At 72.9% G+C, this 25,589-nt stretch carries 30 protein-coding genes; 13 read left to right on the top strand and 17 right to left on the bottom strand.

Annotated elements, in window-relative coordinates:
- The first annotated feature begins 65 nt into the window (after positions 1-65).
- From ABZ945_RS25415 to ABZ945_RS25405, 3 genes are all read left to right on the top strand, one after another.
- Entirely contained in the window at positions 66-815 is a 750-nt protein-coding gene (locus tag ABZ945_RS25415) for a GntR family transcriptional regulator (RefSeq protein ID WP_361273704.1), read from the top strand.
- 527 nt (positions 816-1,342) lie between these two features.
- Positions 1,343-2,536 carry a type ISP restriction/modification enzyme gene (locus ABZ945_RS25410; RefSeq protein ID WP_361273765.1) on the top strand — a complete coding sequence of 398 codons (1,194 nt, stop codon included), beginning with the start codon at positions 1,343-1,345 and terminating at the stop codon, positions 2,534-2,536.
- Positions 2,537-2,584: 48 nt separating this feature from the next.
- A complete protein-coding gene (locus ABZ945_RS25405) occupies positions 2,585-3,805 on the top strand; it encodes a CaiB/BaiF CoA-transferase family protein (protein ID WP_361273702.1) in 1,221 nt (406 codons plus the stop codon).
- A gap of 95 nt (positions 3,806-3,900) precedes the next feature.
- Here ABZ945_RS25405 and ABZ945_RS25400 read toward each other — a convergent pair whose 3' ends face one another.
- Both ABZ945_RS25400 and ABZ945_RS25395 read right to left on the bottom strand, forming a co-directional pair.
- Positions 3,901-4,167, bottom strand: a complete 267-nt coding sequence (locus tag ABZ945_RS25400) for a hypothetical protein (RefSeq protein ID WP_248637253.1) — start codon at positions 4,165-4,167, stop codon at positions 3,901-3,903.
- Positions 4,168-4,432: 265 nt separating this feature from the next.
- Positions 4,433-5,242: an SGNH/GDSL hydrolase family protein gene (locus ABZ945_RS25395; protein ID WP_361273699.1), complete on the bottom strand. Its 810-nt coding sequence runs from the start codon at positions 5,240-5,242 to the stop codon at positions 4,433-4,435.
- 253 nt (positions 5,243-5,495) lie between these two features.
- On the opposite strand from ABZ945_RS25395, the gene ABZ945_RS25390 reads away from it, so the two are divergent.
- A complete protein-coding gene (locus ABZ945_RS25390; protein ID WP_361273697.1) occupies positions 5,496-6,599 on the top strand; it encodes a DUF5925 domain-containing protein in 1,104 nt (367 codons plus the stop codon).
- A 322-nt stretch (positions 6,600-6,921) separates the two neighbouring features.
- Here the strand turns inward: ABZ945_RS25390 and ABZ945_RS25385 are convergent, their stop codons facing one another.
- Entirely contained in the window at positions 6,922-7,296 is a 375-nt protein-coding gene (locus tag ABZ945_RS25385) for a GntR family transcriptional regulator (protein WP_361273694.1), read from the bottom strand.
- 83 nt (positions 7,297-7,379) lie between these two features.
- Between ABZ945_RS25385 and ABZ945_RS25380 the strand changes: the two genes are divergently transcribed.
- Positions 7,380-8,303, top strand: coding sequence for a GNAT family N-acetyltransferase (locus ABZ945_RS25380; RefSeq protein WP_361273692.1), 924 nt, complete (start codon positions 7,380-7,382; stop codon positions 8,301-8,303).
- The gene (locus tag ABZ945_RS25375; RefSeq protein WP_361273689.1) at positions 8,284-8,802 is read left to right on the top strand and encodes a DUF402 domain-containing protein; all 519 of its coding nucleotides are present in this window, start codon (positions 8,284-8,286) and stop codon (positions 8,800-8,802) included. Before ABZ945_RS25380 ends, ABZ945_RS25375 begins: the two co-directional genes overlap by 20 nt.
- Positions 8,803-8,815: 13 nt before the next feature.
- On the opposite strand, the gene ABZ945_RS25370 is transcribed toward ABZ945_RS25375, so the two are convergent.
- Both ABZ945_RS25370 and ABZ945_RS25365 read right to left on the bottom strand, forming a co-directional pair.
- Positions 8,816-9,229 carry a VOC family protein gene (locus tag ABZ945_RS25370; protein ID WP_361273686.1) on the bottom strand — a complete coding sequence of 138 codons (414 nt, stop codon included), beginning with the start codon at positions 9,227-9,229 and terminating at the stop codon, positions 8,816-8,818.
- Positions 9,226-9,903: a 1,4-alpha-glucan branching protein gene (locus ABZ945_RS25365; protein ID WP_361273683.1), complete on the bottom strand. Its 678-nt coding sequence runs from the start codon at positions 9,901-9,903 to the stop codon at positions 9,226-9,228. The genes ABZ945_RS25370 and ABZ945_RS25365 overlap by 4 nt, the downstream gene beginning before the upstream one ends.
- Positions 9,904-10,136: 233 nt before the next feature.
- Here ABZ945_RS25365 and ABZ945_RS25360 point away from each other — a divergent pair, with 233 nt between their 5' ends.
- Positions 10,137-11,240 (top strand): lytic polysaccharide monooxygenase, encoded by a 1,104-nt coding sequence (locus ABZ945_RS25360; RefSeq protein ID WP_361273681.1) that lies wholly within the window; start codon positions 10,137-10,139, stop codon positions 11,238-11,240.
- 74 nt (positions 11,241-11,314) lie between these two features.
- On the opposite strand, the gene ABZ945_RS25355 is transcribed toward ABZ945_RS25360, so the two are convergent.
- A complete protein-coding gene (locus tag ABZ945_RS25355) occupies positions 11,315-12,205 on the bottom strand; it encodes an alpha/beta fold hydrolase (protein ID WP_361273679.1) in 891 nt (296 codons plus the stop codon).
- A 295-nt stretch (positions 12,206-12,500) separates the two neighbouring features.
- On the opposite strand from ABZ945_RS25355, the gene ABZ945_RS25350 reads away from it, so the two are divergent.
- Both ABZ945_RS25350 and ABZ945_RS25345 read left to right on the top strand, forming a co-directional pair.
- Complete coding sequence (locus ABZ945_RS25350; RefSeq protein WP_361273676.1) at positions 12,501-12,836, top strand: hypothetical protein; 336 nt, start codon at positions 12,501-12,503, stop codon at positions 12,834-12,836.
- 102 nt (positions 12,837-12,938) lie between these two features.
- Positions 12,939-13,466, top strand: coding sequence for a GNAT family N-acetyltransferase (locus ABZ945_RS25345; protein ID WP_361273674.1), 528 nt, complete (start codon positions 12,939-12,941; stop codon positions 13,464-13,466).
- A 16-nt stretch (positions 13,467-13,482) separates the two neighbouring features.
- Here the strand turns inward: ABZ945_RS25345 and ABZ945_RS25340 are convergent, their stop codons facing one another.
- Genes ABZ945_RS25340 through ABZ945_RS25325 form a run of 4 tightly spaced genes read right to left on the bottom strand, consistent with a single transcriptional unit; the run spans position 13,483 to position 16,796 of the window.
- Positions 13,483-14,646 carry a cysteine desulfurase family protein gene (locus tag ABZ945_RS25340; RefSeq protein WP_361273672.1) on the bottom strand — a complete coding sequence of 388 codons (1,164 nt, stop codon included), beginning with the start codon at positions 14,644-14,646 and terminating at the stop codon, positions 13,483-13,485.
- The gene (locus tag ABZ945_RS25335) at positions 14,643-15,587 is read right to left on the bottom strand and encodes a hypothetical protein (protein ID WP_361273669.1); all 945 of its coding nucleotides are present in this window, start codon (positions 15,585-15,587) and stop codon (positions 14,643-14,645) included. The genes ABZ945_RS25340 and ABZ945_RS25335 overlap by 4 nt, the downstream gene beginning before the upstream one ends.
- A 25-nt stretch (positions 15,588-15,612) precedes the next feature.
- Positions 15,613-16,236, bottom strand: coding sequence for a hypothetical protein (locus ABZ945_RS25330; protein ID WP_361273667.1), 624 nt, complete (start codon positions 16,234-16,236; stop codon positions 15,613-15,615).
- A complete protein-coding gene (locus tag ABZ945_RS25325) occupies positions 16,233-16,796 on the bottom strand; it encodes a hypothetical protein (RefSeq protein ID WP_361273664.1) in 564 nt (187 codons plus the stop codon). The genes ABZ945_RS25330 and ABZ945_RS25325 overlap by 4 nt, the downstream gene beginning before the upstream one ends.
- 212 nt (positions 16,797-17,008) lie before the next feature.
- Between ABZ945_RS25325 and ABZ945_RS25320 the strand changes: the two genes are divergently transcribed.
- The gene (locus ABZ945_RS25320; protein WP_361273762.1) at positions 17,009-18,076 is read left to right on the top strand and encodes a LysR family transcriptional regulator; all 1,068 of its coding nucleotides are present in this window, start codon (positions 17,009-17,011) and stop codon (positions 18,074-18,076) included.
- Positions 18,073-19,437: an endonuclease/exonuclease/phosphatase family protein gene (locus ABZ945_RS25315; RefSeq protein WP_361273662.1), complete on the top strand. Its 1,365-nt coding sequence runs from the start codon at positions 18,073-18,075 to the stop codon at positions 19,435-19,437. The genes ABZ945_RS25320 and ABZ945_RS25315 overlap by 4 nt, the downstream gene beginning before the upstream one ends.
- A gap of 142 nt (positions 19,438-19,579) precedes the next feature.
- On the opposite strand, the gene ABZ945_RS25310 is transcribed toward ABZ945_RS25315, so the two are convergent.
- Positions 19,580-19,906, bottom strand: a complete 327-nt coding sequence (locus ABZ945_RS25310) for a nucleoside triphosphate pyrophosphohydrolase (RefSeq protein ID WP_361273659.1) — start codon at positions 19,904-19,906, stop codon at positions 19,580-19,582.
- A gap of 313 nt (positions 19,907-20,219) precedes the next feature.
- On the opposite strand from ABZ945_RS25310, the gene ABZ945_RS25305 reads away from it, so the two are divergent.
- Positions 20,220-21,119 carry an alpha/beta hydrolase gene (locus ABZ945_RS25305; RefSeq protein ID WP_361273656.1) on the top strand — a complete coding sequence of 300 codons (900 nt, stop codon included), beginning with the start codon at positions 20,220-20,222 and terminating at the stop codon, positions 21,117-21,119.
- Here ABZ945_RS25305 and ABZ945_RS25300 read toward each other — a convergent pair.
- The 3 genes from ABZ945_RS25300 to ABZ945_RS25290 form a co-directional block, all read right to left on the bottom strand.
- Complete coding sequence (locus ABZ945_RS25300) at positions 21,116-21,628, bottom strand: SRPBCC family protein (RefSeq protein WP_361273653.1); 513 nt, start codon at positions 21,626-21,628, stop codon at positions 21,116-21,118. The two genes, ABZ945_RS25305 and ABZ945_RS25300, sit on opposite strands and share 4 nt — an antisense overlap.
- A 44-nt stretch (positions 21,629-21,672) precedes the next feature.
- A complete protein-coding gene (locus ABZ945_RS25295; RefSeq protein WP_361273651.1) occupies positions 21,673-22,521 on the bottom strand; it encodes a hypothetical protein in 849 nt (282 codons plus the stop codon).
- A 91-nt stretch (positions 22,522-22,612) separates the two neighbouring features.
- Positions 22,613-23,146, bottom strand: a complete 534-nt coding sequence (locus tag ABZ945_RS25290; RefSeq protein WP_361273760.1) for a YbhB/YbcL family Raf kinase inhibitor-like protein — start codon at positions 23,144-23,146, stop codon at positions 22,613-22,615.
- A gap of 133 nt (positions 23,147-23,279) precedes the next feature.
- Here ABZ945_RS25290 and ABZ945_RS25285 point away from each other — a divergent pair, with 133 nt between their 5' ends.
- Complete coding sequence (locus tag ABZ945_RS25285) at positions 23,280-23,975, top strand: GntR family transcriptional regulator (RefSeq protein WP_361273648.1); 696 nt, start codon at positions 23,280-23,282, stop codon at positions 23,973-23,975.
- Between the two features lie 131 nt (positions 23,976-24,106).
- Here ABZ945_RS25285 and ABZ945_RS25280 read toward each other — a convergent pair whose 3' ends face one another.
- The 3 genes from ABZ945_RS25280 to ABZ945_RS25270 are packed head-to-tail and all read right to left on the bottom strand — an operon-like array spanning position 24,107 to position 25,379.
- Positions 24,107-24,295, bottom strand: a complete 189-nt coding sequence (locus ABZ945_RS25280) for a DUF397 domain-containing protein (RefSeq protein ID WP_361273645.1) — start codon at positions 24,293-24,295, stop codon at positions 24,107-24,109.
- Positions 24,295-24,498: a DUF397 domain-containing protein gene (locus tag ABZ945_RS25275; RefSeq protein ID WP_361273642.1), complete on the bottom strand. Its 204-nt coding sequence runs from the start codon at positions 24,496-24,498 to the stop codon at positions 24,295-24,297. The genes ABZ945_RS25280 and ABZ945_RS25275 overlap by 1 nt, the downstream gene beginning before the upstream one ends.
- A complete protein-coding gene (locus ABZ945_RS25270; RefSeq protein ID WP_361273640.1) occupies positions 24,498-25,379 on the bottom strand; it encodes a helix-turn-helix transcriptional regulator in 882 nt (293 codons plus the stop codon). The genes ABZ945_RS25275 and ABZ945_RS25270 overlap by 1 nt, the downstream gene beginning before the upstream one ends.
- Positions 25,380-25,589: the final 210 nt, after the last annotated feature.

The following is a 25,589-nucleotide window of genomic DNA, read 5'->3' as shown; positions in this document are numbered from 1 at the left end:
TGGTGGCCGCCGCGCCACCCCCGCCCCTGGGCATCGCCCCGGGCCACCGCCGTACGGAGAGAACCGTGACCGCCTTCGCACCCGACTCGCTGGTGCTCAACCGCAAGCTGCCGCTGTGGTACCAGGTGTCGCAGTCCCTGCGCGCGTCGATACTCGGCCGCGCGCCGGACGCCTCGCTGCGGCTACCCACCGAGGAGCAGCTCGCGGCGCACTACGGGGTGAGCGTGCTCACCATGCGGCAGGCGCTGAAGGAGCTGGAGGAGGAGGGGCTGATCAGCCGGCACCGGCGGCGCGGCACCTTCATCGAACCGGGCGCCCGGCGCAGCGCCCCGCGCCGGCTGCTGGGCTCGATCGACGCGATCGTGGCCCAGCAGTCCGGTGAGCACACGACCGTGCTGGGCCACGGCCCGGTGCGGGTGCCCGGGGAGCTGGCCGAGCACTTCCCGGGCGCGGCGGAGGTGGTCCACTACCGGCGGCTGCGTCGCGACGGGGAGAGCGGGGAGCCCACCAACTGGGCGGAGAACGCGGTCCGCCCCGATGTGGCGGCCGGGATCGACCCGGCGGACCTGGAGCGCTGGCCGATGACCAAGGTGCTGCGGGACGCGGTGGGGGTGCGGATCAGCCGGATCACCGACACCGTCGAGGCCCGGCTCGCCGACCCGGAGACCGCCGAGCTGCTCCAGGTCCCGCTGCTCTCGCCGATCCTGCACTACACCGGCGTCACCTATGACGAGGAGGGCGCGGTGGTGGACGTGGCCCGCATCCGCTACCGGGGCGACCGGTTCTCCTTCACGGTGACGGTGGAGGCGGACTAAGACGGGGCCGGTGCGGCCCCTCGGGCAAGCGACCCGGGCCCGGGTCGGGCCTGGCGGGATCGGGTGGCGCCCCGGACCGACGGGGCGGGCCCCCTCGGGCACGCGGGCCGCATGTGGCGGGCCCCGACGCCCGCGCCGGTGGGGTGAGCGGGGCCGGGGGCGGCCACACCTGACGTGACCCGGCCCCCGGGCCCGGTGGGGCGCCCCCGGGGCACACGGGTCGTACCTGGCGTGACCCGGCGCCCACGCCCGTACGCCCGCCCCACCGCGTACGCCCACCACCCCCCGACCGTGCGGCCGCCGCGTACGCCCACCCCGGCACCTGCCGCCCACCCCGCCGCGTACCGGCGCCCGGGCCCTTCCGGCCGCTGGGCTGCCCGCCCCGGGCCCACCCGTCGCCGGAGGTCACTAGCATTCCGCCCGTGACCGATGTGCGCCCCGCTTCCCCGGCCGACGGCAGTGACCCCTCCAGCGGGGCGGGTCCGGCGCCGGTGGACGTCGACGAGCCGCCGCTGCTGGACGAGCTGATGCCCTGGTCGGTGGCGCCGCTGCGGCCGGGGCGGGGGTGGGTGGCGGCGCCGGACGCGGCGGTGCTGCGGGCGCGCTGGGCGGTGCTCACCGGGGCGGCGGACGAGGAGACGCGGGCCGGGCTGTTCCGGCCGAGCCGGGCCCGTACCCTCACCACCTCGGTCGCCGCGCTGCCCGGTCAGCGCACCGGCACCGGGCGGCTGGCCCGGGAGGCCGGGCCCTGTCCGGAGCCGGTACGGGTGGCGCACGGGCCGTTCGAGGAGCGCTGGCTGCTGCCCGACCACCGGCTGCTGGACGCGGCCCGCCCCGAGCTGTGGCGGGTGGCGGACGGCGAGCGCCAGGTGTTCCTGGTGGAGCAGGGGTACGTGCCGAAGGCGGCCGGGCCCGCCCTGCTGGCGGCGGCCGCGCTGCCGGACGACCACACCCCGGCGGGCCGCCCCGGCCGGGTGCGCCCGCTGTACCGGCGCCCCGGCGGCCGGGAGCCCAACGTCTCCCCCGGGCTGGCCGCTTTCCTCGGCGAGCGGTACGGCCGCCCGGTCGCCCCCGAGGAGGTGGCCGCCTGGGCGGTGGCCGCCGCGCTGCCCTCGCCCAGCGGCTGCCGGGTGCCGCTGCCGGCCGACCCGGAGGTGTGGGCGGCCGGGGTGGCGCTGGGCCGCCGGATGACGGAGGTGCAGTTGCGCGGCGCCCGGGGCGGCGAGCGGCCCCGGCTGCCGGGTGGGCGGCGCCCCTATGTCCGCGCCGCCCTGCCGCCGCGCCCGGACTCCCTGGCGTACGAGGCGGAGGGCGAGACCCTGGTGGTGGGCGGCTCCGGCCGGATCGCGCCGGTGCCGGAGGCGGCCTGGGAGTACCGGGTAGGCGGGGTACGGATGCTGGAGCTGTGGTTCGCGGAGCGCACCGCGCCCGCCGAGCCGGGCACCCTGGAGGCGATCGGCCCGGCCGGCTGGCCGCAGGAGTGGACCTCGGAGCTGCTGGAGCTGATCACCGTGCTGGCGCTCCAGGCCGCCCTGGAGGCCGAGCGGACCGCGCTCGACCCGGCGCCACCCGGCCTCGATCCGGCGCTACCCGGCGCCTCGATCGGGCGCTCGGCGCTGGAGGCCGCCGGGGTGCTGCCGGTACCGGCCGCCGCCCGCCGCCCCGCCTCGGTGCTGGAGGGCCGCGAGGAGGGACCGGAGGGCCAGCTGACCCTGCTCTAGCGGGCAGGGGGTGACAAAGGTGGGTCGTACACGGTAAGCACGGTCGCCATGAGCACCCAGCCCTCCCCCTCCCCCGCGCCGCTGCCCCTCCCCCTGGAGGGGATCACCGTGGTCGCCGTCGAGCAGGCGGTCTCCGCCCCGTTCGCCACCCGGCAGCTCGCGGACCTCGGGGCCCGGGTGATCAAGGTGGAGCGGCCGGACGGCGGGGACTTCGCGCGCGGCTACGACACCGCCGCCGCCGGGCTGGCCTCGCACTTCGTCTGGTGCAACCGGGGCAAGGAGTCGCTGGCGGTCGATCTGAAGGACCCGCGCGGGCTGGAGCTGGTACGGCGGCTGGTGGCCGGCGCCGACGTCTTCGTGCAGAACCTCGCCCAGGGCGCGGCGGCCCGTCTCGGACTGGACGCGGCCACCCTCTGCGCCGCGCACCCCCGGCTGGTGGCGGTGGACGTCTCCGGTTACGGGGCCGGCGGCCCGTACGCGCACAAGCGGGCCTACGACATGCTGGTGCAGTGCGAGGCGGGGCTGGTCTCGGTGACCGGCACCCCGGAGCAGCCGGTGAAGGCGGGCATCCCGGCGGCGGACATCGCGGCCGCCATGTACGCGTACTCCGGGGTGCTGGCGGCCCTGCTGCGGCGGGCCGCCACCGGGCGCGGCGGTCCGGTGGAGGTGTCCATGCTGGAGGCGCTGACCGAGTGGATGGGCCATCCGCTGCACCACGGGATGCACGGCGGCGAGGCCCCGCCGCGTACCGGGGTGGCGCATGCGGTGATCGCCCCGTACGACGCCTATGCCACGGCGGACGGCGGCCAGGTGCTGCTGTCGGTGCAGAACGACCGGGAGTGGCGGCGGCTGGCCGAGGAGGTGCTGGAGCGCCCGGAGCTGGGCGGGGACCCGGACTTCGCCACCAACACGGCGCGGGTGGCGCACCGGGAGCGGACCGACGCGGCGGTGGCCCGGGCGCTGGCCGGGCTGGGGACGGTGGAGGCGCTGGCCCGGCTGGAGGCGGCGGGGATCGCCTGCGCCCGGCTGAACACGGTGGCGGATGTGGCGGCGCATCCGCAGCTCGCGGCCCGGGACCGGTGGCGGGCGGTGGGGACCGAGGCGGGGCCGCTGCGGGCGATGCTTCCGCCGCTCACGCTGCCCGGTGGGCCCGAGCCCCGGATGGGCCCGGTGCCGGCGCTGGGTGAGCACACCGAGGCGCTGCTACGGGAGTTGGGGCTGTCCGGGCCGGAGCGCGCCGAGCTGCGCCGCTCGGGCGTGGTGGCCTGAGCGGCGGGCACCCGGAGGTGCCGTGATACGGGCGGGAGCGGGTCGCACGGGCGGCGCGGTACCGGGAGCGGGGCGCGGCGCCGACCGTGGACGCGTCAGCCGTGGCTGCCGAAGAGCGTGCGGCGCAGTCGGCGGAGCGGCGCGAAGAGCCGGACCCGTCCGCTCCTGCTGGTGCGGGCGTGAGCGACATCACGTGTCGTCAGCTCCCGCATGAGCAAGGTCGCTTCGGCCGCCTCGCGCGGCGCGACGGCGGGACCGCCCAGCACCGCGAGATGGCGGTCCAGCCGAGAGCTGGTCGCACTGCTGCCGCAGGTGATGGCAGGCACCCGAGGCCTGCCGCGCACTGCTGTTATCCGTTCCATGTCACTCCCCACCCGTATGAGGGCACCCGGCCGCTGAAGGTTAACCCTATCGTCCCCGCTTCACACACGTGTATCCCGGTGGAGTGATTCACCACCTGTGTACGGGTGTTGACGAGCACTCTCTCCATACCCCCTGAATTCTGATCAATGCAGGGTGACTTGGACATCTCTCACGATCTCTCACCGGCTCTCGTCACCGCCGGATGCCTCCGGGCCGGATCGACGGCCCGGAGGCATCCGGCGGTCATCGACGGGAGAGGACGGATCAGAGGGCGTTGCGGAAGGCGGGCAGATAGCCGCCGGACTGGCCGGAGGCGGTGGGGTGGTAGGACTCGCCGATGTTGAGCCAGTTGACGCTGTGCAGCCAGGCGGAGCCGGAGCAGATCTCGTGTCCGGTGAAGGCGGGCACCACGTCGGCGAAGGTGTAGCCGTGGTCGGCGGCCCGCTTGGCGGTGGCGGTGTTGAGGTGGTCGGCGGCGCCGTTGATCGCCCGGCGCTCGTTCTCGGTCAGCCCGGCGAGGCAGCTTCCGCCGATCCGGTAGAAGCGGGGGTAGCCCAGGACGACGACCCGGGCGGCGGGCGCCTTGGACCTGATGGCGCTGTACACGCTGTCCAGCCGGCCGGGCAGGGTGCTGTCCACATAGCCCTTGGCCTGGTTGACCCGGGCCACGCAGTTGGCCTCCGACTCCAGCACGCAGGTGGTCATCACGTCGGCGAAGCCGGCGTCGTTGCCGCCGATGGTGATCGAGACGAGATCGGTGGCGGCGGAGAGCGGGGCGAGCTGGCCGGCCGTCACATCGTTGGTGCGGGCGCCGGAGCAGGCGGTGAAGGCGAAGGAGGAGGGGGAGTTGGCGGCGGCCCAGAGCGCCGGGTACGCGCGCGGGGTGCGCTTGCAGTTGCCGCTGGAGGAGTCGTAGGCGCCGGCGCCGACCCCGGAGGAGTACGAGTCGCCGAGGGCCACGTAGTCGACGGCGGCCGCCGTCGAGTCGGCCTGTGCGGTGGCGGCGCCGGTGAGGGCCAGGGTGGCGCCGAGGAGGAGGGAGAGGGGGAGTGCCGCGGCTCGGGGCAGTTTCATGGAACCTCCCATAAGCAGGCTGATGTCCTGCTGGTGATGTAGCAGCATGGAGTGTCCATGCCAAGACGAACGGAGCGGGAGAGAGTGCGGAACGGCGCCGGGCGCGGATGCCGCCGTTCCATGAAAGCGGCGAAGGCGGATCAAACGGCTATCGAACACCCCGGATTGGCGACAACTCGCCAAAGGCTCCGGAAAGTGCCGACGGGCTGCTAAACCCGGTGCGGGCGGGTCGGGCGTACCGGATCATGGGGTCATGTCCGACACTCCGTCACCCCCGCAGGACGCCCTGCCGGTCCGGCTCAACGTCGACGACAGCGACTCGCCGTCCGATGTGGTCGACGCGCTGTTCCTTGGGCGCTTCGCCACCGGCGAGCAGCCGTACGCGCACAGCTCGACCATCGACCGGCTGCGCACCGGCGCCACCCTGATCCCCTCCGGCGCCACCGTGCTGCGCGCCGCCCGGGACGCCGACCGCAGCGCCACCCTGGCCGAGGGCGACGGCTGGACGCTGCTGGTATCCCGCTGGAACCGCGGCGCCGACGTGACCGTCACCGCGGTCGACGCCGAGCTGGCCGAGCGGGTGCTGAAGGAGGCGACCGACGGCGCGCAGGACGAGCCGGAGCCGCAGCCCGAGGACGTCACCATGGGCTTCTGGTACGTCTCCCCCCGGCGCGGCCCGCACCGCACCACCCGCCCGATCTCCGCGGGCACCTGGCCGGAGATCGCCCGCAACTACACCGCCCCGGTGGCCGGGGCGCTGGAGCGGCTGATGGCCGTCACCCCTCAGGACGTGGCGGGGCGGCTGCTGCTTCTGCACGGGCCGCCGGGCACCGGCAAGACCTCGGCGCTGCGCACCCTGGCCCGCTCCTGGCGCGAGTGGTGCCAGGTGGACTGCGTACTGGACCCGGAGCGGCTCTTCAACGACGTGGGCTATCTGATGGACATCGCCATCGGCGAGGACGACGGGCCCGACGGCGGCCGCTGGCGGCTGCTGCTCCTGGAGGACTGCGACGAGCTGATCCGCGGCGAGGCCCGGCACGCGGCCGGGCAGGCGCTCTCCCGGCTGCTGAACCTGACGGACGGTCTGCTCGGCCAGGGGCGCAACGTCCTCGTCGGCGTCACCACCAACGAGGACCTGGAGCGGCTGCACCCGGCCGTGGTCCGCCCCGGCCGCTGCCTGGCCCGGATCGAGGTCGGGAAGCTGACCCGCGAGGAGGCGGTGGGCTGGCTGGGCACGGAGGAGGGCGTGGGGCGCGAGGGCGCCACCCTGGCCGAGCTGTACGCGCTGCGCCGCGGCACCGGCCCCGCCGCCGTACCGGACCAGTCCCGCGGGACGGACGCGGGCCTGTACCTGTGACCGCCGTTGCGGGTGACCGCCCTTGCGGATGACCACCCTTGCAGGTGACCGCCCTTCCCGGTCGGCCGCCGCTCAGCGGTGGTAGGCGCCCTCCCCTCCCCGGTCCGGCCGCCGCTCAGCGGCCGTGGGCGGCTTCCCGGGCCGGCCCGGTGCAGCCGTCAGCGGTCGTAGGCGGCTCCCCGGGCCGGTCGGCCGCCGCTCAGCGGGGTAGGCGCCTTCCCCGGCCCGGCCGGGTGCAACCGTCGGCGGCCGTGGGCGGCCCGGGTCCGGTCGGCCGCCGCTCAGCGGCCATGGGCGGCTTTCCGGGCCGGTCGGCCGGTGCTCAGCGGTCGTAGGCGGCGCGCAGGGCGTCGACGACGGCGGCCTGGGCGTCGGCGTGGCTGAGCCCGAGGCGGTGCACCTCGGCGGCGTATCCGGCGGCGGCGGTCGCGGCCTGGCGGGCGGCCGCGTCGCCCGCCGCGGCGACGACCGTGCCGCCCCGGCCGCGGGTCTCCACCACCCCGTCCGCCTCCAGCGCCCGGTAGGCCTTGGCGACCGTGCCCGCCGCGAGCCCCAGCTCCTCGGCGAGGCCCCGGACCGTGGGCAGCTTGTAGCCGACCGGGAGGCGCCCGGAGCGGGCCTGGTCGGAGATCTGGGCGCGCAGCTGTTCGTACGGGGCGGTGGCGGAGGCCGGGTCCACCGACAGTTTCAAGGTCACCGTCCGATTGTGGCGCACCGGCGCCCCGGACGCGGCGGGTAATTCGGAGGCGCCGCGCGGCCGGTGACCGTACCGTGCGGGCCGTGACGATGATCGTGCGGGACTTCGCGGCCCGGGACGCCGAGGCGGTGGTCGCGGTACGCCGGGCGGCACTGCCCTTCGAGGTGGTGACGGAGGCCTCGCTGCGGTTCACCGTGGACCACGCCCACCCGGCCGAGCGCTACCGGCTGCTGGTGGCCGAGCGGGACGGCGAGGTGGTCGGCACCGCCCACTGCGGCCTCGCCTTCCAGAGCGCCGAGCCGGGGCAGGCGCACACCACCCCGTACGTCCACCCCGGCCACCGCCGCCACGGCGCCGGCACCCTGCTGCTGCGCACCGCCGAGAAGCATGTCCGGGCGCACGGCGCCACCGCGCTCTACTGCTGGGCGCTGGAGGGCACCGGGGGTGTGGAGTTCGCCGGGCGGCACGGCTACCGGCCGGCCCGCAGCGCGCACTTCCAGCGGCTCGACCTGGTCTCCCACCCGCTGCCCGAGCCGCCGGACGCGCTGCCGCCGGGGGTGCGGCTGCACACCGCGGCCGAGTGGCGGGCCGACCCGCGGCCGCTGTTCGAGGCCGACGCCGAGGTGACGGCCGACGAGCCGAGCGATGTCGGCGCCGAGCTGGACGACTACCAGGACTGGCTGTCCCGTACCTGGCACCATCCGCTCTTCGACCATGAGCTGTCCACGGTGGTGACGGTGGACGGCCGGGTCGCCGCGTTCACCGCCGCCTCCACCGACGGGCTGACCCGCTACTTCAGCGGGATGACCGGCACCCTGCGGGCCCACCGGGGCCGGGGGCTGGCGCGGCTGGCCAAGACCGACTCCCTGCGGCGTGCCCGCGCCGCCGGCTACACCGAGGCGTTCACCAGCAACGACGGGGCCAACGAGCCGATGCTCGCGGTGAACCGCCGCCTCGGCTACGAGGTACGCGCTACGGAGGTACGCCATGTCCGCACGTTCCACTGACCCGTCCGCCGACCCGTCCGCGGGGTCCCTCGACATCGTCCTGGTGAAGGGCGGCCGGACCAAGATCCGCTACCCGGCCGAGGTGCTGTCGGACGACGGCGACCGGATCACGGTACGGGCCCCCTGGGCCGGGGACGGGGTGCGGGACTTCGGCTTCGTCCGCTTCGAGCCGGGGGATGTGTTCACCGAGCACTACTGGCGGGACCGGTGGTACGCGGTGAAGGAGGTCCGCACCGCCGACGGCACCCTCAAGGGCTGGTACTGCGACATCACCCGCCCCGCGGTGGTGGACGACCGCAGCGTGACGGTGGAGGACCTGGACCTGGACCTGTGGGTGTCGGCCGACCGGTCCCGCGTACTCCGGCTCGACGAGGACGAGTTCGCGGCGAGCGGTCTGGCCGGGCGGGACCCGGAGGCGGCCACCGCGGCGGTGGCCGCCCTGGACGCCCTGGAGGCACTGGCCCACGCCGGCCGACTGCCGGGCGCCACCGCTCGGTAGTCCCACCCACCTGTCACCCCGAGGCGTCCCCCGTCGCCGTCCACAGGCAGAACACGTGTCCGGCCGGGTCGAGCATGACCCGGACGTCGTCCTGCGGCTGGTAAGCGGCCGGGACGGCCCCGCAGGCCCGGGCGTGGGCCTCGGCGGCGGCCAGGTCGGCGGCCTCGATGTCCAGGTGGGACATCATCGCCGGGGCGCCGGGCTCGGTCGGCCAGACCGGGCGCCGGTAGTGCGGCTCGCTCTGGAAGGCGAGCGCCGCTCCCCCGCCGGGCGCCCGCAGCTTGACCCACTCCGGCTCGTCCGCCGTCACCTCCCAGCCGAGCAGCGCCACATAGAAGGCCGCCAGTTCACCGGCGTCGGGCGCGTCGAGCACGGTGCCGGTGAGGGTGAGCGGCACCGGCCCACCGCGGCTCGCCTCGGCCGTCACCGCGCCGCGTCCCGCAGCAGGACGAACAGCCCGCGGGCGCGGCCCCCGGCCGGGAGGTTCCAGTCGGCGGTGCCGTACGCCCGGGTGGTCGCCGGGTCGGTCTCGGGCCCGGTCTGCCCGCCCTCCAGCACCCGGACCAGCCGCAGCGTCAGTTCACCGCCGTCCGCCGACCGTACGGCGATCGCCGTGCCGTCCGCCCCGTCGGCGACCCCGGTCGCGGTGAGCCCGGCGGGCAGCTCGCCCCCGGTGCCGTGGGCGACCACGGACGGGTCCGGTGTGTCGGAGACCGACTGGGCCTGCGGCTCGGCGCGCCCCGCCAGGAAGGCGAGCAACCGCTCCTGGAATACGGGGTCGTGGGCGCCGTCGTACACCCAGCGCTTGCCCAGCACCCCGTGCTCGGAGGTGCCGACCAGCGCGTCCTCGGCCGCCCCCTCCAGCGGCTCGCCCCGGTAGGTGAGCGGGACGAGGTAGCTGACCGGCCGCTCGCCCGAGGCGTCGTTGACGACCATGAACTCGATGCCCACCGCGCCCTCCGGGTCGTCCAGCCGGAAGCCGCCGGCCTTCTCGGGCGCGGGCGCGCTCGCGGAGCCGGCGTACCAGGGCCGCCCGGGCAGCCAGGACGCGAGCAGTTCCAACTTGCCAGGCGTCATGGTGGTCTCGTGGATGACGGCCATCGGTACGGCTCCTCACAGCAGGTCGGTGGCGGCGCTTCCTGAGCGCCCTCTTAGAGCGACCTTAACCGCGCCATAAGGATCGCCCCCGGTCCCCTCCGGCAGCCGTTTTCCGCGTCCGGACCGGCTAGCTTGCTGATCACCGGGGCGCCCGGCCGCCGGCGCCGACACGGTCGGTACACGCCCGCCCCCCAACCCCCCACCTGTCACTGGTACGTCCGAAGGAGAACGCCCCCATGACTCGTCGCCGTACGGCAGCCGCCGCCCTCGCCCTGGGCATAGGCCCGCTCGCGCTCGCCGGGCTGGCCGCGACCCCCGCCGCCGCGCACGGTTCGATGACCGACCCGGTCAGCAGGGTGTCGGCGTGCTTCAGCGAGGGCCCGGAGAGCCCCAAGTCGGCGGCGTGCAAGGCGGCGGTCGCGGCCTCCGGGACGCAGGCGTTCTACGACTGGAACGAGGTGAACATCGGCGACGCGGCCGGCCGGCACCGCCAGATCATCCCCGACGGCAAGCTGTGCAGCGCGGGCCGCGACAAGTACAAGGGGCTGGACCTGCCGCGCGCCGACTGGCCCTCCTCGAAGCTGGCCGCCGGGAACCACACCTTCCGCTACAAGGCGACCGCCCCGCACCGGGGCAGCTTCGAGCTGTACGTCACCAAGGACGGCTACAACCCCTCGAAGCCGCTGAAGTGGTCGGACCTGGAGGCCCGGCCGTTCGCCAAGGTGGTCAACCCGAGGCTGGAGAACGGCCACTACGTCTTCGACGGCCGGGTCCCGGCCAAGTCCGGCCGCCATCTCGTCTACTCCATCTGGCAGCGCTCGGACTCGCCGGAGGCCTTCTACACCTGCTCCGACGTGGTGTTCGACGGCAAGGGCACCGCCTCCGCCGGGGCGCCCGCCCCGGTGGCCTCGGCGCCCAGCGAGCAGCAGATCGAGGACGGTAGCGACAAGTCGACCGTGGACCACGGCGGTCACGGCGGCGACGACCACCCGGCGGGCGGCCACCAGCCCGGTGCGGCGGCGCCGGAGGCCGGGGCCGCGCCCGAGGTGAAGCAGGCCGCGCCCTCCGCCGTCCCGTCGGCGGCCCCCGAGGGCAACGCCGTGGACGCCGCCGGCGCCGGGGCCCCCTCCGCGATCCCGTCCGCGGGCCCGTCCTCGCCCGCCGCCGCCCCCTCCTCGCCCTCCGCGCAGGCGGCGACCGGAGGCCTGGCCGAGACCGGCGGCGACGCCCGCACCACCTACCTCGCCGTGGGCGGCGCGGCGGTGCTGGCGCTCGGCGCGGGTCTGATGTTCGCGGTCAACCGCCGCAAGGCCGCCCCGGCGGGCCGCCACACCCGCTGACCGGCCGCTTCCCACCGACAGGTGTGCCCCGTCCGAAGAGGTCCGGACGGGGCACGCCTCCGCTCTGCGCTGCGTCAGCTCACCGCCGACAGGCAGTCCACCGTGGTGGCGCGCTCCGGGTCGAGGGCGTTGGCCACCTCGTGGAAGGCGATCCGGTCGGTGAGCCCGATGGCCACATGCTCGGAGACATCGAGCAGGCAGCGGTCCTGGATGAGCACGTTCGTCACGTCCGGCCCGTCGAGGAACTGGCTGCGGTGCGGGGTGACGACCTCGTCGTAGCGGGTGGCGATGACGGTGTAGCGGACCCCGGGCACGGTGTCGCCGCCTTCGTTGAGCCGGGTCATGAACGGTGAGCCGACCACCTGGTCGGCGAGGGCCGGGGTCTTCTCGTTCAGCAGGTGCCCGATTCCGGGGAAGTACGGCAGCAGCTGGGTGAGCCCGAGCAGGGTCGTGCCGTGGTTGCTGGGGGCGATCCCGACCAGCGCGTTGACCTTGTCGGCGCCGCCGAGGAACTTCAGGTAGTGGCGGGGCATCATGCCGCCCTGGGAGTGCCCGACGAGGTCCGCCTCGGCCGCGCCGGTCGCCGCGAGGACCCGGTCCACATACGCGTCCAGCTGCTCCGCCGACTTGGCGACGGGCCCGAGGCCGTGGAAGAACGGCACCCCGGGCAGCTGCCCGTAGTCCAGCGAGAAGACGCAGTACCCGCGCTTGACCAAGTAGGGCGCCAGGCCGAGCCAGTTGTCCACGGAGTTGCCGAAGGTGCCGTGGACCAGCACCACCGGGCGGGGGTGCCGGGCGGACGGCTTGCAGGAGTAGTCGTTCCAGCCGCTGCTGACGGCGGCGGCCTGGGCGGGGGCGGCGGTGGCGGCCGCGCCGGGGACCAGGGTCGCGGCGGCGGCCAGCAGCAGGACGGCACACGCTCTCAGCGCGCGGCGCAGGGGGCGGCGGGGGGTCTCGGGCAGCATCGAGTGGTCTCCTTGCGGCTCAAGGACATGGGGATAAGCGGGGCGGATGGGGAGTCCGCCCAGTGGCCCGGACCACGGAGACACCACGGCACGGCATAGGGTGAGTGCCGTGCTCATGCCAAGTTACGCACGGGTAGGCGCGGCTTGGGAAGTTACGTGCCGGTAAAAAGTCCACGCCCCGCACCGGTGAGAAGTCCCCGCCCCCGTACCTGAGTACGGGCACTCATGCGCCGGGTGGCGCCCCCGCGTGACCCTGGGACACGACCACGCACCAGGAGTCCATGGGAGGAACACCGTGAACGCCCGTACGCTCACCCGCCTGACCTTCGCCAACCCGGCCTCGGCGATCTATCTGACCCTGGTCGCCGGCTCCCTCGCCGTCGCCACCGCCGTCACCCTCTTCTCCGCCGACCCCGGCTTCGTCTGGGTGTGGCCGGCCCTGTTCACCCTCCCGTTCTCCACCCTGGTGGTGATGACCGGTGACGCGGTCTGGGCCGCCGAGGGCGCGCCCACCTGGTTCCTGGCCGGCGGCCTGGCCGTCAGCGCCCTGGTCCAGGCACTCGCCCTCGGCGCCCTCTGGCAGGCCGTACGCGGACACCGCCGAGGGCTGCCCCACCCCCGCGGCCACTGACCCCCGTACACACCCGGCGGCCCCCGCACGCCCCCGCAAGGCATCCACCCCCACCATGCCCCCACGCGACCCCGCACGGCATCGCCCCCTCACAATGCCCCCATGCGCATCCGACCCGTCCGCCCCGACGAACTGCCCGCCCTCCAGGACATCGAACGGGCCGCCGGCCGCTGCTTCCGGGACATCGGCATGCCCGAGATCGCCGACGACGAGCTCCCCACCCTCACCGAACTGGCCCGCCACCAGCGGGCCGGACTCGCCTGGGTGGCCGTGGACGCCGCCGACACCCCCGTCGCCTATCTGATCGCCGACCGCGTCGACGGCAACCTCCACATCGAGCAGGTCTCGGTCCACCCGGACCACGCCCGCCGCGCCATCGGCCGCGCCCTGCTGGACCACCTGGCCGCCCACGCCACCGCCACCGGCGCCCCCGCGCTCACTCTCACCACGTTCACCGAGGTCCCCTGGAACGCCCCCTACTACGCCCGCTGCGGCTTCCGCCCCCTCTCCGAAGCCGAACTCACCCCCGCCCTCCGCGCCATCCGCCGCCGCGAAGCCGCCCACGGCCTCGACCGCTGGCCCCGAACCTGCATGCGCCGCACGCTGCCCGGGACGGGCGACGGGGCCTGACGGCGTACGAGACGGGTCAGGCGCTGTCGGCGAGCGCCGGTCTCAGGGTGCGTGCGGCCCGGCTGATGAGGTCGGCGGCCTGGTCGATGTCAGTCTCGGTGGTGGTGCGGCTGATGCTGAGCCGGACTGTGGCACGGGCCTGGTCAGGGGTGAGCCCGATCGCCCTGAGGACATGGGAGGGCTCACCGCTGCCGGTACTGCAGGCCGAGCCGGTGGTGGCCGCGATGCCCGGAAGTCGGTCGAGGAGGTCCTGCGCCTCAATGCCGGGCAGGGTGAGGCTGAGGTTCCCTTGCAGTCGCCGGTGTGGGTGGCCGTTGACGGTGGCGCCCGGGAGTGCGGCCAGAAGGCGGCTCTGAAGCCGGTCACGCAGGGCCCGAGTGCGGGTCGGGGGCGGGACGGCGTCGGTGGTGATGAGGTGTGCGGCGGCGCCGAAGCCGACGATGGCGGGAACGTTGGGGGTGCCGGCCCTCAGGCCGTGTTCCTGTCCCCCGCCGGTCTGCAGAGCGGTGATGCGGGTGCCGCCGCGGACATAGAGGGCGCCGATGCCTTGCGGGCCATGGAGTTTGTGGGCGGACAAGGACGCCAGGTCGACTCCGAGTTCGGCGACATCGAGGAGTCCACAACCGGCGCTCTGGGCGGCGTCGGTGTGCAGGACGACGCCACGCGGTGCGGTGATCCCGGCAATGGTTGTCAGCCGCTGGATGGTGCCGATCTCGTTGTTGGCATGCATCACCGAGACGAGCACGGTGTCCGGCGTGAGGGCGGCGGCGACGTCGGCGGCGTGAACGAGCCCGTATGCGTCGACGTCCACATGGCTGAGGGTGTAGCCGTGGTGGTCGACAAGCCGCCGACAGGCGGCGAGGACGGACCTGTGCTCGATCGCGGTGGTGACGATGTGCCCGCCCGAGGGTCGGATGGCAAGGGCGGCACCGAGTATCGCGAGGTGGTTGGCCTCGGTGGCGCCGGAGGTGAAGACGATTTCCGGCTCGCTCTCGGCCGCGATCAGGTCGGCGACCTGGCGGCGGGCCGTGTGGATCGCCCGCGCGGCCGTGCGTCCGCGGGCGTGCGGGCTGGAAGGGTTGCCGTACTCACTGGTGAGGAAGGGCAGCATCGCCTCCAGAACGTTTTCGTCGAGCGGGGTGGTGGCCTGATGGTCGAGGTAGATCGGTCGGGTGTTCATGCGGCCCGCTCCCGGTGCCCGGTGGCGGCCGGTTCCGCCGCGGCGTACTTGCGCTCGCCGTCGACGAGGTCCCAGTAGACGGTGCGAGGCTGCTCGAAGACGGAGAACGCGGTGGCCAGGCACAGCCAGTTCCTGTTCGGCTGGGACCGGGCGAGAAGAAAGGCGTCTTCGAACAGTCGGCGGGCGCGTACGGCCAGAGCCTCGCGGGTCGGCTGCGGTCCGAACAGGTGCGGGTAGCTGCGCTGCCGCAGCCATGCTTCGGCCTGCGCCGCTCCTGCCTCGCCGTCCAGATGACCGCTGTCGGTGAGGGTCTGGGCCGCGAGTCGCTCCAGGCGGCGGGTGCGGCGGGCCTTCTCACCGCCGGGACACCGATCCCCGGTGATGCTCCATTCGTACCAGCGTGGCGGCTGGTAGCGAGCGAAGTCGACATCGTCGAGCTGGGCGGTGATCTGCGGAGGGATCTGCCCGCGCGTCAGGTCCGCGACGTCATAGCCGGGACCGAGGGCTTCCAGGGTCAGCGAACCGGGCCGGCCGGGGGCGGGCCGGTCCATGCGGACCAGGACGGTGAGGCGGTTGGTGAAGCGGTTGGTGGGCTCTGCGAGGATCACCGCCCGTCCATCGGCCAGCAGCCCGGCGGCCCGCTGCCCGATCTCCTCGACGGGGAACGTGTTGCCGCCGCGGTAGTACTGCCTCTTCTCCATCCCACCGTCCGAGCGGATCATCAGCGTCTCCATGCCGGTCGCGGCGGCCAGTACGTGCACGGCGGTGCGGAGAGCGGCCGCGCTGTCGCCGGGCTGGATGAGACAGGCGTTGAGCACGGGGAGGTTCAGCGAGCGCAGCAGAGCCATGGTCTGCCACTTCGGCCAGCGCCGGTCCTTTGCCGCCGTTTCCAGCTCGGGAGGTGTGAGTGCGTGCAACGGGCGGGGCAGGGGTAGTGCCATCGCGCGGCTCCTCCTTCCTCTCTGCTCAGACGGCATCCGCGCGGTGCAGGTCGGCGGTCAGCTCCGTGAAGGTGCGCTCACGGTGGGCGGTGAAGGGGTGATCCCGCCAGTCGTAGAAGTCGCCGATGCCGAGCTGGTCCGCGCAGACCCGGCGTACGAACTGCCGGGCGAATCCGGCCGAGGGCCAGTAGTAGTGCTCACCGGCTCGGGGTGAGAGGTAGAGGTAGGAGCCGCCCGCGACTTCCGGGAGAGCCTCCATGGAGGCAAGCCGCAGCCCGGGGCCGCCGGTCTTCTCGTAAGCGGTCCTGATCGCGTCCGGGTCGGGGACGGGGACCAGGTGCAGATGGCAGTGGCTGCAGCAGGAGGCGCCCAGCTCGCAGTCACGCGGGCCGTGTTCGGCCAGGATCACCGGCCCGTAGCGGGCCTGGATCAGCCTGCGCATCCGTTCGGCTTCCTCGGCGACCCGGGCGAGGGCGGAGGGGCTGACGTCGGCGGCGGCGTCCAGATGCTGCAAGGGCATGAACAGGCAGTAGCCCGGGGCCAGGGAACCGATGGTCGGCAGCAGCACCCAGCCACCGGAGGTCCGGGTGATGATCCGGGGCGCGCTCGTACGTCCGCTGAACTCGGTGCAGAACTGGCAGTCCGTCATGATCGCCTCTGACTTGGGTCTACGGGGAACTCGTCGGCGTATCGGCTCTTCAGGTCGGATTGCCGGCCGTAGAGAGGATGTGATGCGGCGGCACCGGAGTCAGCGACGTCCAGAGCGAACACGAGCAGACGCGCCAGGGGCATGCCGTGGTACAGACGCAGGACGGCGGGGCCGGCATTGACCAGCTCCAGCGTCAGGTGCCCGTTCCAACCAGGCAGAACGAAGGGGCTGGTGACGTGGACCGCCAGACCGACGCGAGCCAGGTGGCTCAGCCCGCCGATCACGCCCATCACCCCGGCGCCGAGCCGCAGAGGCTGTTCGACCGCGCCCAGCAGCATCTCGCCGGGCGTCAACTCGTAGTTCGTCCAACGGGTGATCGGCACACCGTAGAGGTTGTCGATGCTGGTCTGGTCGGCCAGGTCGATCACCTGCGTGCTCGGGGCGGCCAGCGGCTGCAGCGGCGTGCCGAGGGTCAACAGCAGCCCGTCGCCGCGAAGGGGGCCGGACCAGTCCAGAGCGTTCCGTTTGATCAGCTCGGTAATCCACTCGGCTGAGAGCATGGCTCATCCCCCATGATTCAGACAGCGCGGTGATCTTTGCCTTTGCGATCCAAGGCGTCTACCCGAAATGTTCCCCGGAATACTCAGCGATATCCGGATGTCCGGTCGGACATTTCAAGGTTTTCTTGGGATGAATTGCGGAGAAGTTCAGTTCTGCTGGCCGTGCGGACAGTGCACGCTGGGTGAGACTGCAACAGGGAGGGGGCGTCGTGATGACGTCGTTGCCGTCCGGGCCGTTGAAGGTCCCGGGGCCGGAGGGGTTTCGCGCCGATCTGCTCGCGTGCTCGCCAGGCTTCCTGGATCTGACGTGGGACCAGTTGAGGACGCTGATCGTGGTACGGGAGACGGGGACCGCGCTGGCCGCGGCGAAGGTGCTGGGGCGCGAGCAGTCCAGCGTGCAGAAGCAGCTCGACATCCTCAACCGCAACTTCCAGGCACTGACCGGTGAGTTGCTGGTGGTCAAACAGGGCCGAGGCCGCGACTTGCTGTTCACCCCGACCGGGCTGGAGGTCGTCGAACGGGCCCGGGCAACCTTCGCCCACTGGTTGCAGGGCATAGCTGATTCCCGTCGCCGGCTCGGCTCGACATTGACGGTGGGGACGACGGAGTTCACCCTCGGATTCCTGGGTCGGGTGTGGGAGCGGGTCGCCCCGCAGCTGCTGGAGCGGGAGGTCGAGCTGAAGGTCGTCCACGTGCGGACCCGCGACTTCTGGAAGCACCTGGATTCCAACCAGGTCGATCTGCTGTGTGGCGGGCTCGCGGCCGACGTCGCCTCGGAACGGGTGGCCCCCGAATACGACTTCCTTGAGTGGCACCGCGAAGGGCTGGCCCTGCTGACGAACCTGCCGGTGCGCGAACTCGCCGCAAAGACCGTCGGGGTCGACCGGCTGCGGAGACTGCCGTTGGTGATCCCCTCGCGCGGAGTGATCACCGACTTCGTCGAGCGCTGGTACGGGCCCGACTTCCGCTCGCAGCTGCAGATCACCGCCGAGATCGACGACATCTACTACGGACTCGCCCTGCTGCGGTCGCGCATGACGTACGGGTGCATGCTGTGCGCCCGCTCCATCGGCGAGGCAGCCGTCGACGGGCGCCTGCCCACCGGCGAGGGTTTCCGACTCATCGATCTCGCCGACGACTTCGCCCCTGTGCTGCAACTGGTCTCCGGCGTCTTCGCCCGCCGAGGGGAACGCGAGACGTATGACGCCTCCCACCCACTGAACATTCTGTGGGATGCCTTCCGCGACGAAGCGGCGTCGGGGAGGCCCCTGCCCTTGTGATCCCCGCTCTGGAGGATTTCGTGCTGCTGGCCTCGGTCAACCTCAACAAGCGTCTCGGCGCCACCGGCGCCCGCTCGAACGTCGCTGCCTGGCTACGCGAGCACGGCGTCGAGATCGTACTCGCGCAGGAGCCGTTCAAGCCCGCCGACCGGACGCCTCCCGTTCTGGCGGGCTTCACCTTCGCCGGCGGAGACGGTCGTCTGGCCACCTGGGCCGGTGAGAATCTCGCCCTCCCCACCGTGTCGTCGCCCGCCCCGTGGGTTCAGCGGGTGGAGCTGGAGTGGCTTGTCATCCTCCATGTGCATCTTGACGCCTATGCCGGCGTCTCCCGGGCCGCCCAGCTGGCCGAACTCGCCGCGATGGCGGTCGCCGAGCAAGGTCGCCCGCTGCTGGTCTGCGGGGACTTCAACCTCGCCCCCCGCCCAGCGGACGGCCTGTTCGGGGAGGAGGCAAGCGCGTTCACCAGCGAGGTCGAACGCACGGTCCTGCGGCAACTGCTGCGGGTCGGCGGCTTGGTCGACACCACTGCCGAGGAGGCTCCCGTCTTCACCTTCGAGCGGGCTTTCCACGGCCGGCCGACCCACTTCCGCTGCGATCTCGCTCTGCTCAGCGACCACCTGACGACGGCCACCGTCGTCACCGTCGATTCCTCGGTGCGCAGCGGTCCGGCCGCCTTCACGGATCACTCCGCGTTGCGGATCGACCTGCCTCTCTCCCCGCAGCTCGCCGAACCGGACGACGTGCTCTTCCCGCTGAGCGAGCTGACCGGCGGCGGCCCCGACGCCGCCCCGGTCGTACGGAAGTACCAGCCCCACAAGACCGCGATGGGCCGCCAGGCACCGTCCCCGGCCTCCCGGGCGGTGACCGAGCACCTGACCGGCCCGCTCGGCATCCGCAGCGTCCTGGACCATGGCTGCGGCCGCGGCGCCGACATCGCCCACTACCGCTCGGCGGGCCTGGACGCCGAGGGCTTCGACCCCTACGAGGAATTCGGCTGGCCCCGCCCGGCACGGACCGGATTCGACCTGGTCACCTCCATGTTCGTCCTCAACGTGCTGCCCGATCCCTGGCAGCGGATCCAGGCCCTCAAGGAAGCGGCATCCTTCGCCCGCTCCGGCGGGCACATCGTGGTGGTCACCCGCTCACCGGAGGAGATCGCCAAAGCCGCCGCCGACGGTGGCTGGAGCGTCCACCACGACGGGTTCTGGTCCAGCCGGCCAAAGGGGACGTTCCAGCGAGGCATCGCCCCGGACGAGATCACCGCGCTCGCCCGCCAGGCCGGACTCCGGCCCGCCCACGCAGCCCCGGTACTACCGCTGCTCGGGGTATGCCATGCCATCCTGACGAAACCGACAGCGTAGAAGAGGCCACCCGAGCATCCTTGGTCGAGGTGCGGCATGACGAAGCCCGCTTCCACCGGCCCGTTTCCACCGGCCCGCATCCACCGGTCCGAGGCCACCCGGGCGGGTGTACGCGGTCCGGTACCGGCTTCTCGGCCAGGAGTCAGCGGTTGCCGGTCCAGACGATCCGCTCGGCAAAGCCACCGCGCGCACTCGCCTTGGCCTCGCGGATCTTCTCCAATTGCTCCGTGTCGATTCCCAGATCCGCGGCGAGGGCGCGCACCACTTCGAGTACGTCCGCGAGCTCTTCCGGCGCCTCGGCATCGTCGGCCTTCAGGAACTCGGCGACCTCCTCGCCGAGCTTGTCCCGCAGGCGGTTGCGGTACTCCTCGGGGGCCGCGGTGTAGGTGAGGGGCTCGGCCCCGTGCCCGCGAATGATCTGCGGAATCCGGTCTCGCACCAACTTGCCGTGCTCGCCGCAGCGGTTCACCTGTCGTCACCCGCACCCGTCATCGCGAGGCGACACCCGTCGGCCACCCCTCATTCCGAGGCAGCTTAGGGACACCGCCCCACTACTCGCCATGCGAACCGTCATTCCCACCCGTTCGGGTACACACGGTCGCGGCGCCGACTTTCGGCTACGTGGTTCGCCGCCCGGACCTACCCGGTGGCGCCGTAGCGCACCCGCTCGGCCGGAGCCGCGACCGGATACCCCGCACGCTGCCCGGGACGGGCGACGGGGCCTGACGGCTCCGGATGCCACCCCTGCCGTATCGGTGGAGCGCGCATGCCAGGCTTGCCGTATGACGATCGTTGACGTATCCGCCGAGGTGTCCATCGCTTACCAGAGCTTCGGCGACCCCGGGGACCCGCCCGTGCTGCTGGTGATGGGGCTGGGCGGGCAGATGCTCGCCTGGCACGAGGACTTCTGCCGGGCGCTGGCGGACCGCGGCCGCCAGGTGATCCGATACGACAACCGCGACTGCGGGCTGTCCACCAGGTTCGACGCCCATCCGGTGGACACGGGCGCGTTCCTGGCCGCCGTCGGCTCGGGTGATCTCGCCGCGGCGTCCGCGATGGTGCCCTACCGGCTGTCCGACATGGCCGCGGACGGGCTCGGGCTGCTCAGCGCGCTCGGGATCGAACGCGCCCATGTGGTCGGCACCTCGATGGGCGGGATGATCGCCCAGACCATGGCCCTCTCCGCGCCGGAGCGGGTGCTGACCCTGACGTCGATGATGTCCTCCACCGGCGAGCCGGAGTACGGGCGGTCCGGCCCGGAGGCCCAGGCCGTGGTGTCTGCCCCGAAGCCCGGCGACCGCGAGGGGTATATCGCGGCGGCGGAGAGGGAGCTGGTGTGGGCCTCCCGGCGGTACGGCAACGTCGGGTGGCTGCGCGAGCTGGCCGCCGGCAGCTACGACCGGGCGTACTACCCGGCGGGGATCGCCCGGCAGCTTGGGGCGATGGTCCTCAGCGGCTCCCGGGCGGACGCGCTGCGTGAACTGCGGGTTCCCACGCTGGTGATCCACGGTCTGGACGACACGCTGGTGGACCCCAGCGGCGGGAGGCGCACCGCGGAGCTGGTGCCCGGTGCCGAGCTGCTGCTGGTCCCCGACATGGGCCACGACCGCCCGCGTGAGCTCTGGCCCACGCTCATCGACGCCGTGGTGGCCCACACCGCCTCGGCGGACCGGGGGCGCTAGCTGCCGGGCGCCTCCATGGCCGCCTTGAGATTGCGCAGCGTGGTACGGATGTTCCGCCGCTGGAAGTCGGCGAAGGTGTGCCCGCGGGTCACCACCCGGTCGAAGGCGTTGGCGAGGGGGTCGGGCCATCCGCGGCGGTCGTCCGTCCAGGTCTCGGTGACCTCGGTGCCCTCCCCCACCGGCGCGAACCGGTACTCCCAGGTCGCGATCGGCCCGCGCAGCCGGGGCTGCTTCAGCCCGATGGCGTGCACCCGGAAGCGGAACAGCCGGCCCTCCTCGGCGGCGGTCACCGTGCAGCGGGTGGTCCAGCGCACGCCCCCGCGCTTGTTGTGGCCCTCGAAGACCAGACCGGGCCGGGTGGCGGCCGCCCCCTGCCCGTCCGGCACGGTGGCGCCCAGGTTCTCCGGGCTCCACCGGCCCATCAGGGCGGGCTGCGAGACCTGCCGGTAGATCACGGCCGGGTCGGCCTCGATGAGAACGCTGTCACTGACGCTGAACACGCGCGGCATGGGGCTCCCTTTCGTCGGCCGCCCACGCTATCGCCCGGCACTGTCTACGCGGGATCCGGCCGTCCGCCCACGGGCTGAAGCGTCCCCGCGGCGGTGAACGCGTCGGTGATCGGCGCGATGAGGGAGGCGAGGCGGCGGGCACCCGCATCGCCGATCGGCGCCCACAGCGCGGCGCAGTGCTCGTCCGTCTCCCCTTCGATGCGCTCGCGCGCCGCGCTGCCGGCCTCGGTGAGCACGGCGTCGGAGTCGAGCCAGCCGCGCGCGACCAGGCGTGCCGTCGCCGCCTCCCACTCCTCGTCATCCCACCGGCGGGTCGCCCGCGCGAGAGCAGTGGGAAGGCGGCCGGTCGCGGTGTGCAGGACGAGGCAGTCGCACGGCCCGAGGCCGTTGTCGGCGAGGACGACGAGATGGGCGTCGCCGCGCCACTCGCGCGCCACCGTGATCTGCTGCCAGAGCGCGACCAGGGGATCGGGTGGCAGGGCGACCGAGGCGTTCGCGGCGGCCAGCACCTTGCCGGCGTAGTCGGCACCGGTGACGACCGGGTCGATCAGCGAGCGCGCCTCGGCGATCCGATTGTCCGTGAGCGGTACGTGGACGCGCCGCATGGCCCGTCCGGCGGCCCGGAAGCGGGCGGCCTGCCACCGCTCGGGCGGCGCGGCCTCCCAGACGCCCGCCATGGCCCGTACCGCACGCGGGCTGAAGTTGTAGAAGGCCGCGAGCGTGACCTGCCACGGCACCGCGCCCATCGCGGCCGACCGGAAGGCGAGATACGCGGCCCCGGGGTCGGTCACACCGAGCTCGGCCGCCTCCTCGGCGGTCTCGGGAGCGAGGTAGATGAAGAGGTGGGCGGCGGTGACGGCGCGGCTGACGGCCCGGACGGCGTCCAGGTCCATCGGCCCGGAGTCGGGACGGGGACGGGGACGGGCGGAGTCGGGACAGGGGTGGGTGTGAAGGTGCATGGCGATGGTGTCTCTCTGGTCGCTGTCAGGCGGATGTCTCGGCGGTGGCGGTCAGCACCGCGCGGCCGAGGGTGTGCCCGGCCATGGTGAAGCCGAGCAAGGCCGGTGTGGCGTCGGCGGGGACGCCCGTCGAGGGGACGTCGAGGGCGTGGACCACGACGACATAGCGGTGCGGGCCGTGTCCGGCCGGCGGGGCGGCGCCGAGGTAGCGGGCCACGCGGGCGTCGTTGGGCAACTGGTAGGCGCCCTCGGGCAGATGGGAGCCGGTGTCGTCGCCGGCACCCTCGGGAAGCTCGGTGACGGTGGCAGGGATGTCGGTGACCGCCCAGTGCCAGAACCCGGACCCGGTGGGGGCGTCGGGGTCGTAGACGGTGACGGCATAGCTCCTGGTGCCGTCCGGGGCGCCGCGCCAGGACAGCTGCGGGGACGCGTCCTTCCCGCCGGGCAGGCCGGAGGAGTGCTGCGCGGGCGGCCAGGCGGCACCGTCGGCGACGGTGCTGCTGGTGACGGTGAAGGAGGGGGCATGGGGGAGGCGGGCGAAGGGGTCGTTCACGGTCATGGCGGTCGTTGCGGTCATGGCGGTCGTTCCTCTCCGGACGATGGCGTCCTTCGTGGCTGGGCTACTGAATCGACCATAGCAGTAATAATCGATTATCCAGTCGATCGTCTATCGACTCGGCTAGGATGGGCTCATGACTAGTCAGACGGTGCGCTCCTCGGCCCCGCCCGGGAAGCAGATGCTCTCCGAGCAGGTCTACGGGCAACTGCGGGACGCGATCATGCGCGGGGACCACGCCCCCGGCGCCCCCCTCAAGCCGCAGGATCTCGCCAGGGAGCAGGGCGTGAGCCTGGCCGTGGTGCGCGAGGCGCTGGTGCGGGTCGTCGGCGAGGGGCTGGCCGACCGGCTGCCCAACCGCGGTTTCGCGGTCCCGTCCTTCTCCGATCGCCGCTGGCAGGAGATCGCGGAGGCCCGCCGGACCGTCGAGCCGGTCGTCCTGCGTATGTCGATCGAGCGGGGCGATGTCGACTGGGAGGCCCGCGTACGGGCCGCCCACCATCGCCTGGTGCGCACTCCGGCGTACGCCCCGGAGGAGGGCGAGCACTACACCGCCGCCTGGGCCGAGGCCCACCGGGCCTTCCACCGCGCGCTGCTGGAAGGGTGCGGCAACCACGCGCTACTGGAGACGTTCGACCGGTTGTGGACCGCCAGCGAGCTGGCCCGCCGCTGGTCGGCACACCGGAACCCCGACCGGGACGGTGCCGAAGAGCACCGAAGGCTGGAGGAGGCGGCGTTGGCCCGCGACGCCGACGCCGCGGCCGAGATCCTGGTCCGGCACCTCACGCTGACCGCGGCCGCCCTGACCGACGACCCCCAGCAGGCCACCTAGGCAGTGTCCTGCCCGCTGACCGGTACGGCAGGCCCGCGTGGTCCCGTCATACGGAAGGGCCCGCCGACCGGTCGCGGTCGGCGGACCCCTCTCACTGCGTTACCGCCGTCCCTGGCGGTGCTACGCGATGCTCAGCGGCCGGGCACTTCCAGCGACCCGACGAACGCGCCCCAGGCCGCGCCCCCGAACACAAAGGCGGGCCCGGACGGGTCCTTGGAGTCCCGCACCGCCATCCGCCCATCCGACAACCGCGCACCCTGCACACACGCGCCGCCCTGATTGTTGCTGTAGCTCGACGTGAACCAGTCCGCGTCAGTCATCACTGGCCTTCCTTGATCGCCGCCTGCACGAACGCACCCCAGGCCTCGGCCCCGAAGACAAAGGCGGGCCTGGACGGGTCCTTGGAGTCCCTCACCGCCATCCGCCCATCCGACAACCGCGCACCCTGCACGCATTCGCCGCCCTGAGCATTGCTGTAGCTGGACGTGAACCAGTCGGCACCATGCAGAGACTGGTGAGTCATCACTGCCACTCCTTGATCGCTTCCTTAATGACGCCCAAGGACTCCTCGGGTCCCGGAGCGAGACTCTGGAGGTCGGTGAAGGCGTCCCCGTACCGCTCCACGTCCTCCTCCTGGCGGTGCACCAACGCATTCGTCAGGTTCTCCAGGTAGATGATCGGCTTCAGCCCACCCTCCCGGAACCGCAGCAGGGCGAAGGCGCCATCCATGCCTGCGTGCGCGCCGGCCCTGAAGGGCAACACCTGCACACGCACCGACGGCAGTACCGCCACCTCAGCGATGTGCTGGAGCTGCGATCGCATGACCTCCACCCCACCCACCGAACGGCGTAGCACCGCCTCGTTGATGATCGCAGAGAACTTCAGCGGGGACGCCGACCGGGTCAGCACCTCCTGCCGAGTCATCCGGATCTCGATGACTCGGTCAATCTCGTCGTCACTCATCCCCGCATGAGCCCGCCGGTAGATACCCCTGACGTACTCCTCGGTCTGAAGGAGCCCCGGCACGAACTCACTCTGGTAGGTCTGCAGGGCACTCGCCGCCGCCTCCAGCCTCAAGTAGGCCCGGAAGCTCGGCTTGATCGCCTGCCGGTACTCCTTCGACTGCCACCAGTCCCGCTTGGTCTTGGTGACCGCCGCGTAGGTCTCCAGCTGGGAGCGGGTCTCACTGTCCGCCCCGTACATCTCGCACAGCGCGATCACATCGGAGGGCTCGACCACCGCGTTCTCCGCCGTCTCCAGACGGGTGATCTTGGACGCGCTCCACAGCATCCGATCGACCACCTGCGAGCCCGTCAGCCCGGCGGCCAGGCGCAGCTGCCGTAACTCGCTGGCGAGTTGCAGACGGCACAGAGCTGGCGAAGCCGACTCGGCGTCCGTGTTCATCCGGGGTTCCTCCTGTCCTGGGGCCAGTCTGACGCTCGGAGTTCCACCGGCGCAAGAAGAATTCTGCGCCAGCGCAGAATCTGCCGACCGGATGCGAACTCCTCACCCACCAGCGGGAATTAGCGGCGAATTTTGCCGAGGTAATTCCAGCGGAAGGCATCCCGAGATTAGCGGTCGCGCTGCCACGCTTACTGCGGAATTCACCGACAC

The organism is Streptomyces sp. NPDC046887, from assembly GCF_040644755.1.
Taxonomy (GTDB): domain Bacteria; phylum Actinomycetota; class Actinomycetes; order Streptomycetales; family Streptomycetaceae; genus Streptomyces; species Streptomyces lichenis.
This window is presented reverse-complemented; position numbering and strand designations above follow the sequence as displayed.

Coding starts and splice junctions, on each gene's coding strand:
- ABZ945_RS25410 (WP_361273765.1), top strand. CDS start 1,343: ATGCCCTGGTCGGTGGCGCCGCTGCGGCCGGGGCGGGGGTGGGTGGCG.
- ABZ945_RS25405 (WP_361273702.1), top strand. CDS start 2,585: ATGAGCACCCAGCCCTCCCCCTCCCCCGCGCCGCTGCCCCTCCCCCTG.
- ABZ945_RS25400 (WP_248637253.1), bottom strand. CDS start 4,167: ATGGAACGGATAACAGCAGTGCGCGGCAGGCCTCGGGTGCCTGCCATC.
- ABZ945_RS25395 (WP_361273699.1), bottom strand. CDS start 5,242: ATGAAACTGCCCCGAGCCGCGGCACTCCCCCTCTCCCTCCTCCTCGGC.
- ABZ945_RS25390 (WP_361273697.1), top strand. CDS start 5,496: ATGTCCGACACTCCGTCACCCCCGCAGGACGCCCTGCCGGTCCGGCTC.
- ABZ945_RS25375 (WP_361273689.1), top strand. CDS start 8,284: ATGTCCGCACGTTCCACTGACCCGTCCGCCGACCCGTCCGCGGGGTCC.
- ABZ945_RS25365 (WP_361273683.1), bottom strand. CDS start 9,903: ATGGCCGTCATCCACGAGACCACCATGACGCCTGGCAAGTTGGAACTG.
- ABZ945_RS25360 (WP_361273681.1), top strand. CDS start 10,137: ATGACTCGTCGCCGTACGGCAGCCGCCGCCCTCGCCCTGGGCATAGGC.
- ABZ945_RS25355 (WP_361273679.1), bottom strand. CDS start 12,205: ATGCTGCCCGAGACCCCCCGCCGCCCCCTGCGCCGCGCGCTGAGAGCG.
- ABZ945_RS25345 (WP_361273674.1), top strand. CDS start 12,939: ATGCGCATCCGACCCGTCCGCCCCGACGAACTGCCCGCCCTCCAGGAC.
- ABZ945_RS25340 (WP_361273672.1), bottom strand. CDS start 14,646: ATGAACACCCGACCGATCTACCTCGACCATCAGGCCACCACCCCGCTC.
- ABZ945_RS25335 (WP_361273669.1), bottom strand. CDS start 15,587: ATGGCACTACCCCTGCCCCGCCCGTTGCACGCACTCACACCTCCCGAG.
- ABZ945_RS25330 (WP_361273667.1), bottom strand. CDS start 16,236: ATGACGGACTGCCAGTTCTGCACCGAGTTCAGCGGACGTACGAGCGCG.
- ABZ945_RS25325 (WP_361273664.1), bottom strand. CDS start 16,796: ATGCTCTCAGCCGAGTGGATTACCGAGCTGATCAAACGGAACGCTCTG.
- ABZ945_RS25320 (WP_361273762.1), top strand. CDS start 17,009: ATGACGTCGTTGCCGTCCGGGCCGTTGAAGGTCCCGGGGCCGGAGGGG.
- ABZ945_RS25305 (WP_361273656.1), top strand. CDS start 20,220: ATGACGATCGTTGACGTATCCGCCGAGGTGTCCATCGCTTACCAGAGC.
- ABZ945_RS25300 (WP_361273653.1), bottom strand. CDS start 21,628: ATGCCGCGCGTGTTCAGCGTCAGTGACAGCGTTCTCATCGAGGCCGAC.
- ABZ945_RS25295 (WP_361273651.1), bottom strand. CDS start 22,521: ATGGACCTGGACGCCGTCCGGGCCGTCAGCCGCGCCGTCACCGCCGCC.
- ABZ945_RS25290 (WP_361273760.1), bottom strand. CDS start 23,146: ATGACCGTGAACGACCCCTTCGCCCGCCTCCCCCATGCCCCCTCCTTC.
- ABZ945_RS25285 (WP_361273648.1), top strand. CDS start 23,280: ATGACTAGTCAGACGGTGCGCTCCTCGGCCCCGCCCGGGAAGCAGATG.
- ABZ945_RS25280 (WP_361273645.1), bottom strand. CDS start 24,295: ATGACTGACGCGGACTGGTTCACGTCGAGCTACAGCAACAATCAGGGC.
- ABZ945_RS25275 (WP_361273642.1), bottom strand. CDS start 24,498: ATGACTCACCAGTCTCTGCATGGTGCCGACTGGTTCACGTCCAGCTAC.
- ABZ945_RS25270 (WP_361273640.1), bottom strand. CDS start 25,379: ATGAACACGGACGCCGAGTCGGCTTCGCCAGCTCTGTGCCGTCTGCAA.